8 protein-coding genes are annotated in these 10,250 nt (G+C 42.6%); 2 read left to right on the top strand and 6 right to left on the bottom strand.

What is annotated here, in order from left to right:
• Window positions 1–70 precede the first annotated feature (70 nt).
• Window positions 71–319, top strand: coding sequence for a DUF2164 domain-containing protein (locus ACT3S4_RS06790; protein ID WP_055123463.1), 249 nt, complete (start codon window positions 71–73; stop codon window positions 317–319).
• Window positions 320–444: 125 nt separating this feature from the next.
• Here the strand turns inward: ACT3S4_RS06790 and ACT3S4_RS06785 are convergent, their stop codons facing one another.
• The 5 genes from ACT3S4_RS06785 to ACT3S4_RS06765 all read right to left on the bottom strand — a co-directional run bounded on the left by ACT3S4_RS06785 (window position 445) and on the right by ACT3S4_RS06765 (window position 5,640).
• Window positions 445–840 carry a hypothetical protein gene (locus tag ACT3S4_RS06785; protein ID WP_109592396.1) on the bottom strand — a complete coding sequence of 132 codons (396 nt, stop codon included), beginning with the start codon at window positions 838–840 and terminating at the stop codon, window positions 445–447.
• A 301-nt stretch (window positions 841–1,141) separates the two neighbouring features.
• Complete coding sequence (locus tag ACT3S4_RS06780) at window positions 1,142–1,882, bottom strand: type 1 glutamine amidotransferase (protein ID WP_109592394.1); 741 nt, start codon at window positions 1,880–1,882, stop codon at window positions 1,142–1,144.
• Between the two features lie 106 nt (window positions 1,883–1,988).
• Complete coding sequence (gene glyA, locus ACT3S4_RS06775) at window positions 1,989–3,245, bottom strand: serine hydroxymethyltransferase (protein ID WP_109592392.1); 1,257 nt, start codon at window positions 3,243–3,245, stop codon at window positions 1,989–1,991.
• A gap of 458 nt (window positions 3,246–3,703) precedes the next feature.
• Window positions 3,704–4,207 carry a chorismate--pyruvate lyase family protein gene (locus ACT3S4_RS06770; protein ID WP_087813949.1) on the bottom strand — a complete coding sequence of 168 codons (504 nt, stop codon included), beginning with the start codon at window positions 4,205–4,207 and terminating at the stop codon, window positions 3,704–3,706.
• 62 nt (window positions 4,208–4,269) lie between these two features.
• The gene (locus ACT3S4_RS06765) at window positions 4,270–5,640 is read right to left on the bottom strand and encodes a GNAT family N-acetyltransferase (protein ID WP_444760774.1); all 1,371 of its coding nucleotides are present in this window, start codon (window positions 5,638–5,640) and stop codon (window positions 4,270–4,272) included.
• Window positions 5,641–6,374: 734 nt separating this feature from the next.
• Here ACT3S4_RS06765 and ACT3S4_RS06760 point away from each other — a divergent pair.
• Window positions 6,375–8,594 (top strand): NADP-dependent isocitrate dehydrogenase, encoded by a 2,220-nt coding sequence (locus ACT3S4_RS06760; protein ID WP_444760773.1) that lies wholly within the window; start codon window positions 6,375–6,377, stop codon window positions 8,592–8,594.
• A 325-nt stretch (window positions 8,595–8,919) separates the two neighbouring features.
• On the opposite strand, the gene icd is transcribed toward ACT3S4_RS06760, so the two are convergent.
• Window positions 8,920–10,179: an NADP-dependent isocitrate dehydrogenase gene (gene icd / locus ACT3S4_RS06755; protein ID WP_055123470.1), complete on the bottom strand. Its 1,260-nt coding sequence runs from the start codon at window positions 10,177–10,179 to the stop codon at window positions 8,920–8,922.
• Window positions 10,180–10,250 lie beyond the last annotated feature (71 nt).

Below are 10,250 nucleotides of genomic sequence, written 5' to 3'. Positions count from 1 at the left end.
GATTATTCAACCTTCCTATAAAGGTATGATTGAACTAAGCTAGATCATTACCTAGTATTGAGAGAATAATATGAGTAAAGACAAACTTATCAAGTTATCGAAGGAAGAGGAAGAAGCGCTGTTAGATAATTTGAGAGATTATATGAGCGAAGAGTTTGATTTGGATATCGGTAATTTGCCTGCCAAGTTCTTATTCGATTTTATGGTGGACTTGATCGGCTCTAAAATATATAACCAAGCCATCGATGATGCTGAGCCTTGGTTATATGAGAGATTTATGGGCATATTAGAAGACAGTCATGCGCTGAAGAAGGATTAGCTACTATTTTCTACGACACAAAAAAACCGCCTAGCCATTCAGCTGAGCGGTTTTTCACATCAAACTAAGACGCTCAAGTTTTAAAGTACTTCAAGTAACAAATACTTAACGCAAATTTTTATATACTAAAGCGTAAACCCAATCACATTGAGCTTGTTCTCTTCTGCAAACTCAAATAACTTATGAACATGATTTAAATTCTCAAGAAATGTATTCAAACCTTCTTGGCTCTCTGCTTCGTAGTAACCGATGTCGTGTACCAATTTTTTTAAATCTGTCGCGGCAAACGCTTTGATAATCTTAGGTACGACTGCCATATCATATAATAGCCCGTCATGCTGATCATGCAGAGGCGTGCTGTTGTCTGTCAAAAATAACAGATCGCACAAGGCGTAATGCCCCTCTCCCAACAGCTCAATCAATTCTTCCGTATAGTGTTCAAAAGATGCTTGTTTCACATCCAAGTATTGGTTGTCACGATTTTCTCTTAGCTCATCAAGTGTAATACTACCATTGAACATACTTGCTAAATTTTCCTCACGAACACTACAAAAAAAATGACATAGATGTAGAAATAGGCATCGTATTCTCCTTATCTGTTATTAAAAATAAGAACCACCTAGCAGAAGCTAAATGGTTCTTTCTTCAGTTCAATGAGATTGAATAAAAGATAGGTCGCAGGTTAAGTAATCAATAGCGAGTATTATGTAAGTTAAGTAAAACCCACAGTCTTGACTGGTTTGCTCATCTGTCATTTTAGCGCTTTTCTTTATACTGAATTTTCACCTGCTACAGATTATTAATCGCGTTTCACTGAATTATCTAGCTAGCTAGTTTATCTAGTATGGTCGAGAGCCATGCATTGTTATCTGCAATATACGTGTCCCCTAGTGCTAGGATCTCATCAGCCGCTTGCACAGAGTCAGGATGATCAATCATCGCTTCTTGTATATACGTCTGTCCATGCGACACCATATCTACCATACTCTTGTTAGTCACTTCAAAATGACATTGCCAACCAAGCACCCACGTACCTAATTCTTTATGCTTTGATGTTTGATAAACAAAACCTTGATTGGCCCAAGTATGTGACGTTGCAATTGGCATCGCGCCTTTGGGACACTCAAAACCATCGCCATGCCAATGAAATACAGTGAATTCATTCTTTGGCAAATCTGCTAGCAGCGGATGTGCAAGCCCCTGTTCGGTCAATTGAATGGGCAGCCAGCCAACCTCTTTTATGCCTGATGGCGCAACTTTCGCCCCCAAGCTATCTGCAATCAGTTGTGCACCCAAACAAACACCAATCACGGTTTTTCCGTCATTAATACTTTGCTGAATGAAAGATTTTTCATCAGCTAGCCACTGAAAGTCACTTTCATCATGAATGCTCATTGGTCCACCCATAACGACTAACCAATCAAAACTGTCTTGCGCGGGTAATGGCTCATTTTTATGAAAACGTGTGACCGTAATACTATGGCCTCGATTATCTACCCACTGCCTGATATGGCTGAGCTCTTCAAAATCAACATGGTAAAGAGCATGAATTCGTAGCATCATCAAATTATCCTTTTATTAAAAAAATAAAAACCGCCTAGCAAAAGCTAAGCGGTTTTTTACTTTATACAACACTTAATAAGCGCTGGCTAAAACAGAGAGAAACGGCTTACTGATTTTTTTCGTAAACTGGTAACTCTTTGCAGATAGCTTCTACTTTACCGCGTACTTCAGTAGCGACCGCTTCATCACCGCGGCTATCTAGTACATCACAAATCCAACCTGCCAAATCACCCGCTTGCGCTTCGTTGAAGCCACGAGTAGTGATTGCTGGCGTGCCGATACGGATGCCAGACGTCACGAACGGCGATTTTGGATCATTTGGTACGGCGTTTTTATTCACAGTAATATGCGCATCGCCAAGCCATTTGTCCGCTTCTTTACCCGTCATTTCTTGCTTAACGAGGCTGATCAGCATGAGATGGTTTTCCGTACCGCCAGATATGATTTCATAGCCACGGTCTTGAACCACTTTTGCCATCGCTTTAGCGTTTTTAACCACTTGCTGTTGATAAGTAGAAAAGTTAGCTTCTAACGCTTCTTTAAAGCAAACCGCTTTTGCCGCGATGACATGCATCAACGGGCCACCTTGATTACCTGGGAATACGGCAGAATTCAGCTTTTTAGCAAGTACTTCATCACGCGCCAAAATCATGCCTGAACGTGGGCCACGTAGGGTTTTGTGTGTTGTCGTTGTAACCACATCAGCGAACGGTACTGGGTTTGGATAAACACCACCAGCAACTAGACCAGCAACGTGCGCCATATCTACTAGCAAATAAGCGCCAACTTCATCAGCGATTTCACGGAAACGTGCCCAATCGACTACCTGTGAATACGCTGAAAAACCAGCAATAATCATTTTAGGCTTATGCTCTTTTGCCAAACTTTCAACTTGGTCATAATCGATAAGACCAGTGCCTTCGACCAAGCCGTACTGTACGGCATTGTAGTTCAGACCTGAAAAGTTAATGTGTGCGCCATGAGTCAAGTGACCACCTGCGTCTAAGCTCATGCCTAGTACGGTGTCATTTGCTTCAAGTAACGCTAAAAATACGGCAGAGTTTGCTTGACTACCAGAATGTGGCTGGACGTTGACGTACTCAGCACCGAACAACTCTTTTGCACGATCAATCGCCAATTGCTCTACAACGTCTACATGCTCACAACCACCATAGTAACGCTTGCCAGGATAACCTTCAGCGTATTTGTTGGTTAGATCTGTGCCTTGCGCTTCCATCACTGCTTGCGAGCAGTAGTTTTCAGACGCAATCAATTCGATATGGTTTTCTTGACGAACGCTTTCTGCAGCCATCGCTTCAGCAAGTACTGGATCAAAATCTTTGATAGAAATATCTTTAAACATAGTGATGTCCTAGGTAGTGACTGTCATTGAAAAATGTCGTTGAAAAGAAGCTTATAGGCTGCCCACAATAAAACAATTACTGTGTCAACGTCGCTCAAAGTACCAGCGGTACTTTTACGCTCAGTTTTATGGTATGACCATTATTGTGAATTGAGTCTATTAGCAAAGATAAGTAGGAGTAAGCAGAGGCAATAGGCCTGTCATTAACTTGTCCAATTCGGCAATAAACTCGATACGCGCTGGCATCAAAATCATCGCTAAACATTAAGTGTAACATGAAAATTTGTACGGTGAGCGCAAAAAAACCTCACTGTAAGCTGAGTGAATTAAATGGTGATATAACGCAGATAAATAGCCAATAAAATAAATGGTTTACCGCTATCATCCTGCTCCTAGCCTGTTGTTGGTCAACATATTATTAGCGATTTTTATCTATTGACTGCCTACTTAACAGATATTTAACTGTCAGTAGCGACAAATTCTGGCAAGAAAGTTTCGCTGATCAGCAGCTGGCGACCATACCAATCATAACGTGTTTGCCGTTGCCAACCTTCAGCAGTCTGCTGGATAAAACGCTGATTGGGCAAAGTCCGACTGCGTTTAAATAACACATAACCGATGGGCGTGCCTTTGAGCTGCTGTAGACGGCGGGCGTGACCTTTGAGACTGGGTAACGGAAAGATACTTTGCGCGGCCACCCACGGATGCTCGTCATTACCATATAATTGCGCTTCACGCACCCATGCTAGCATGGGACGATTCAGCATGGCACCTGTGACATTCAATTGTTTTTTTTGTGCCAATGACAGCAATCGGTAGCCCTCAAAGCTACGCTCCACGCGCAAGGGCTGCCCTGCTTTCACTTCCAACACTGCCGTGAGAGAGCCTGCGACATTGAGCCACGAGAGTAGCTCACTAGGAGGAGAAAAATGGGTAAGACAAATAAAAGGAGTACTGGACATAGTTAACGGCTAATAGTGACATAATAAAAAAGAAAGCGAGCGTTAGGCGTATTAAGCAAAGCCTATTGATTGTTATCAAAGGCTGGCATATTATCCGCATTAAAGGGCAATGCCTCAAATGCTTGCTGACGATACTGCGCCATGTGCTCACGGTCTTGGGCGCAAAAATTGGCGATAGCTGGCACAAAACGTGGGTCATAAATACGGTGGATAGAGTGTGTCGTCGTTGGAATAAAACCACGAACCAGCTTATGCTCCCCTTGCGTACCCGGATCAAAATACTTAAGCCCTTGCTCGATGGCAAACTCAATACCTTGATAATAACACAGCTCAAAGTGTAAGCTGTCGTACTCACCCAGTGCTCCCCAATAGCGACCATAAAGAGTGGCATTTTCGCTATGGCGATCATCGTATAAAAACAAGCTACTGGCGATAATTTCTCCAGAGGCATCTAACGCTTGTGCGAGCATTAAGTGCTCAGACATAGTCGCTGCCAGTGCCATAAAAAAACCTATCGTCAAATAAGGCTGTTGTCCACGTACTGCATAGGTCATCACATAACAATGATAAAAGGCTTTCCAGTCCTCATCAGTAATAGCGGCACCGCATTTACGTTGGCAGATGATGCCTTGCTCAGCAACCTTACGACGCTCAGCACGGATAGTTTTGCGTTTTTTGGCTTTTAGCGTCGCTAAGAATGCATCAAAATCTGCGAACGGCTGGCTACCATTAAGCAATTCTTTATTTTGCCATAAGAACTGACAGCCTTGACGTTCCAGTATAGGCATGTCAATTGCGGTTGATTCTAAACCATTATCTTGAGCGGCGAGCAAATGCGCTATATCAATATCAGTAGGCATAAATGCCGTCGCAATCTTTGCCAGCTCAGGCGTAATAAATAATCCATGCCAGCTTGAGGCGCCTACTTGCTGAGCAATATCATCGACGCCTGCGATAGCTGTCTTTATGATATCGGTGGTTAACGTCTCACCTTTTGCCAACCAAAGCCGCTGACCCGTAATCGGTGTATAGGGCACGCTGGTGACCAGCCTTGGATAATAATCCACCCCATAACGCGCGTAGGCTTCTGCCCATGAATGGTCAAACACAAACTCGCCACGATGATGACCTTTTAGGAATACTGGCAACACCGCCACAGGATGCGTGACTGTTTGCGCAGCTTCGTTAATCGCAGAATGGTTTTCACTATGGTTTTCACTATGGTCAGCGTGGTCTATCGAGCTGTCGCTTTGACTATCTGCGACACGATGTACCAACACAAATATCGGCAACCAGCCTGCCTGCTCACCAATCGCGCCAGTGTCGGCTAACGCTTGCCAAAAGGCAAACGACATAAAAGGGGTATCGGGGGTTTGCCAGTCTGCTTGACTCTGCCAGCTGGTGTCATTGAGTAATGCATATTGTAAACTCATAATACTCACTATTTATTTTTATATGGGCGTAGTTTTTTATACCTTGTTTCGTATATGACTAGCCTAGCAAAATTCTACTCAAACTCTGTCACAATTATGCTCTCATAATTGTCAGATATTACGAATAAAATAGATAACAATGCGTTCTCAATAATAAAAGCTATCCCAATACAGTCACCTCTAAAAACATAGATGATTTGGTTTGTCAGCTCATTTCTGACAGAAGAGTAAGAATCACTTAGTCGTGACTCATATCTATGATATGACTGGCAGTTTTTTGAATAATGATTGTATTATTCATCGTTTTATGACGAATATTAGCAGGCAGTGTTTGTATAGAAAGGATGAAATTTTTATCGATGACTGGTAGAATAAGGCTCTTAACAGCTTAATGTAATTAAGACATATTAGAAACAACCGAAAACACTACACTTAGTTCATTATGCGATATTGACATCGTATCAGATTTATAATCAGTTAACTATGATGTAGCGTCCGCACTCTATTTTTAAGTCATTCATATGAGCAGGTCGTTCAGACAAGACAGTCAAACTGCCGCTTAACGAAGAAAAATTCTAAGCAGACTCGATGGTCTCCAAGAAACTGTGTACAAAAAACTCGCGACACATTATTTAGTATCGTTGCATGATCCATTATTACATCAGAGCTGCATGGAATTATTAACTTATATTTGAGCCTTATTATTAATTACAACTAAAAGGAATGCCCAACTAATGTCAAAAATTATTTATACAAAAACTGACGAAGCACCAGCGCTAGCAACCTTATCATTTTTGCCAATTGTAAAAGCCTTTACTAAAACAGCAGGTATCGAAGTTGAAACCAGCGATATCTCTGTTGCTGCCCGTGTGTTGGCTGAGTTTCCAGAGTACTTAACGGAAGAGCAGCGCGTTCCTGATAATCTGGCTGAGCTGGGTCGTCTGACTCAAGATCCAGACACCAATATCATTAAACTGCCTAATATCAGTGCTTCTGTTGGACAGCTAAAAGCTTGTATCAAAGAGTTGCAAAGCAAAGGCTACGCTATCCCTGATTTTCCAGATGATCCTAAGACAGAAGAAGAAGAAGAGATCCGTAAGCGTTACGGCAAAAGCTTGGGCAGTTCTGTCAACCCAGTATTGCGTGAAGGCAACTCAGATCGCCGTGCACCAAAAGCGGTTAAAAACTATGCACGCAAGCATCCACACTCTATGGGTGAATGGAAGCAATGGTCACAGACCCACGTATCGCACATGCACAGTGGCGATTTCTATGCTGGTGAGCAATCTATCACTTTAGATAAAGCACGTACTGTACGTATGGAACGTGTCGCTGAAGATGGCACTATTCATGTCTTCAAAACAGGCATTGCCTTGCTGGATAAAGAAGTCATCGACTTGATGTTTATGAGCAAAAAATCATTACTTGAGTTTTATGAGCGTGAAATGGAAGACTGCCGCGAAGCTGGTATCTTGTTTTCATTGCACGTAAAAGCCACGATGATGAAAGTATCGCATCCTATCGTGTTTGGTCATGCAGTCAAAACTTATTATAAAGATGCCTTTAATAAGCATGGCGCTTTCTTTGACGAGCTAGGTATCAATGTCAATAACGGCATGGCAAGTTTGTACGAAAAAATCGCTGAGCTACCAGCCAGTAAGCGTGAAGAAATCGAACGCGATTTACATGCTTGCCAAGTGCATCGTCCACGCCTCGCGATGGTTGATTCATCAAAAGGTATCACCAACTTTCATTCACCAAGTGATGTAATTGTCGATGCCTCTATGCCAGCGATGATTCGCTCAGGCGGTAAAATGTGGGGCGCTGATGGCAAAATGTATGACTGTAAAGCGGTCATGCCTGAGTCTACCTTTGCTCGTATCTATCAAGAAATGATTAACTTCTGTAAATGGCATGGCAATTTTGATCCAACGACGATGGGTACGGTTCCTAACGTTGGTTTGATGGCGCAAAAAGCTGAAGAGTATGGCTCGCATGACAAGACTTTTGAGGCGAGTGGTTCAGGATTGGCTCGTATTGTCGATGAAGATACTGATGAGGTATTGCTTGAGCAGCAGGTTGAAAACGGCGATATTTGGCGCATGTGTCAGGTTAAAGATGAGCCTATCCAAGATTGGGTGAAACTTGCGGTACGCCGTGCCCGTGAATCAGATACACCAGTTATCTTTTGGCTAGACCCTTACCGTCCGCACGAAAACGAGCTGATCAAAAAAGTTCAAACTTACTTAAAAGATCATGATACGACAGGCCTGCATATTGAAATCATGTCACAGGTTCGTGCGATGCGTTATACGCTAGAGCGCGTTGCCCGTGGTCTGGATACTATCTCTGCGACCGGTAATATTTTACGTGATTACTTGACTGACTTGTTCCCAATTTTAGAATTAGGAACCAGTGCGAAAATGCTGTCAGTCGTACCACTCATGAAAGGCGGCGGTTTGTTTGAAACGGGCGCTGGTGGTTCTGCACCTAAACATGTTCAACAGCTACTAGAAGAGAACCATTTACGTTGGGATTCATTAGGTGAGTTCTTAGCTTTGACCGTCTCTTTAGAGCATTTGGCCAGTCACGATAACAATGCTAAAGCGCAAATCTTGGCGGATACGCTAGATACGGCGACAGAGAAACTGTTGTTAAATAACAAAGGTCCATCACGTAAAACAGGTGAAATCGATAACCGTGGTAGTCATTTCTATCTGGCGATGTACTGGGCACAGGAGCTTGCGGCACAAGATAAAGATGCTGATCTTAAAGCAAAATTTGCACCGCTGGCAGAAAAACTTGAGAGCAACGAAGCTGCTATCGTCAAGGAGCTAAATGAAGCTCAAGGCAAGCCTGTCGACTTGAAAGGTTACTACTTGGCAGACGAAGCATTGGCTGAACAAGCGATGCGTCCAAGCAAGCTATTCAATACAGCAATCGCCTCATTGTAATTGAGTCATGTGCTAATACAGCAAACAATTGGGCTTAATTTTCTTTACTTATAAAGACTTTTGAACCCAGTTAGGTAAAATAAAAACGCCGCTTAGGTCTCAGACTTAAGCGGTGTTTTTTATGCTTGAACATAAGACAGTACGTTTAAAACGTTACTTTTAAAATATCACTTATAAACAGCAAAAAACTGCCAATAAAAAAGCCACCTACATAACTGTAGGTGGCTTTTTAACATTGATATGTTTATCAATACTTTTGTGAATATTGATACTTTTATCAATACTATAAAATTCTGATAACAGCTGACTCAGCTCTATATACTTTTTAAACATCCATGTGCTTGATAACCGCTTTACCAAACTCAGAAGTACTGAGTAAGATAGCATCTGGCATGAGGCGCTCAAAGTCATAAGTGACTGTTTTGTTAGCGATAGCACCTTGGATACCACTGATAATGAGATCAGCGGCTTCTGTCCAGCCCATGTCTCGTAACATCATCTCAGCTGATAAAATCAATGAGCCAGGATTTACTTTATTCTGACCCGCGTATTTAGGTGCTGTGCCATGAGTTGCCTCATAAACCGCAATTGCGCCGCCTTTGTTAGCGCCCGGTGCGATACCAATACCGCCCACCTCGGCTGCTAGGGCATCTGAGATATAATCACCGTTTAAATTTAGCGTCGCAACGACTGAATAATCCGCCGGACGCATCAAGATTTGCTGCAAAAAGGCATCAGCAATAACATCCTTGATAATAATATCATTGCCTGTTTTTGGATTTTTCATTGTCATCCAAGGACCACCATCTAATAATTCTGCATCAAAGCGTTCTGCGGCCAGCTCATAGCCCCATTCCTTAAATGCGCCTTCGGTATACTTCATAATATTGCCTTTGTGCACTAAAGTCACACTGGGCAAATCATTATCGATAGCATGTTGAATGGCTTTACGCACCAGACGCTGCGAGCCTTCTTTGGATACTGGCTTGATGCCGATACCGCAATCATCATCGAAGCGGATCTTCGTAACGCCCATCTCTTCTTTTAAGAATTTGATGATTTTCTTAGCATCCTCACTGCCCGCTTTCCATTCGATACCTGCATAGATATCTTCTGAGTTTTCACGGAAAATGACCATATCTGTCAGCTCAGGATGTTGAACAGGACTTGGTACACCTTCAAACCAACGAACTGGGCGCTGACACACATAGAGGTCAAGCTCTTGACGTACCGCTACGTTCAATGAGCGAAAACCACCGCCAACTGGCGTGGTCAATGGACCTTTGATACTGATAACATAGTCTTTTAAAATCTCTAGCGTCTCGCTTGGCAGATAGTCACCATCGTATATTTTAGCGGCTTTTTCGCCAAGATAAGCCTCCATCCAAATGATGGACTGTTTGCCATGATAAGCTTTCTCCACGGCCGCATTGACCACTTTTATCATGACCGGCGTGATATCGATCCCGATACCATCCCCTTCAACGAACGGGATGATAGGATGATTGGGTACATTTAGCGACAGATCAGCATTTACGGTAATTTTTTCGCCGTCTCTTGGGACGATAACCTTCTCATAAGACATGGATAAAACTCCTTGGTTGTATGTTAGATATCGCAAGCATCCTTAGCATTCTGTTATGCTAGCCACTCTAT

The organism is Psychrobacter sp. AOP30-A2-5, from assembly GCF_052378115.1.
Lineage (GTDB): Bacteria > Pseudomonadota > Gammaproteobacteria > Pseudomonadales > Moraxellaceae > Psychrobacter.
The sequence above is the reverse complement of the archived record's forward strand: the minus strand, read 5'-3'. Positions and strand labels throughout refer to the sequence as shown.

Bases quoted from the DNA above. Each gene is read 5' to 3' on its own strand.
- ACT3S4_RS06790 (WP_055123463.1), top strand. From the start codon at position 71: ATGAGTAAAGACAAACTTATCAAGTTATCGAAGGAAGAGGAAGAAGCG.
- ACT3S4_RS06785 (WP_109592396.1), bottom strand. From the start codon at position 840: ATGTTCAATGGTAGTATTACACTTGATGAGCTAAGAGAAAATCGTGAC.
- ACT3S4_RS06780 (WP_109592394.1), bottom strand. From the start codon at position 1,882: ATGATGCTACGAATTCATGCTCTTTACCATGTTGATTTTGAAGAGCTC.
- glyA (WP_109592392.1), bottom strand. From the start codon at position 3,245: ATGTTTAAAGATATTTCTATCAAAGATTTTGATCCAGTACTTGCTGAA.
- ACT3S4_RS06770 (WP_087813949.1), bottom strand. From the start codon at position 4,207: ATGTCCAGTACTCCTTTTATTTGTCTTACCCATTTTTCTCCTCCTAGT.
- ACT3S4_RS06765 (WP_444760774.1), bottom strand. From the start codon at position 5,640: ATGAGTTTACAATATGCATTACTCAATGACACCAGCTGGCAGAGTCAA.
- ACT3S4_RS06760 (WP_444760773.1), top strand. From the start codon at position 6,375: ATGTCAAAAATTATTTATACAAAAACTGACGAAGCACCAGCGCTAGCA.
- icd (WP_055123470.1), bottom strand. From the start codon at position 10,179: ATGTCTTATGAGAAGGTTATCGTCCCAAGAGACGGCGAAAAAATTACC.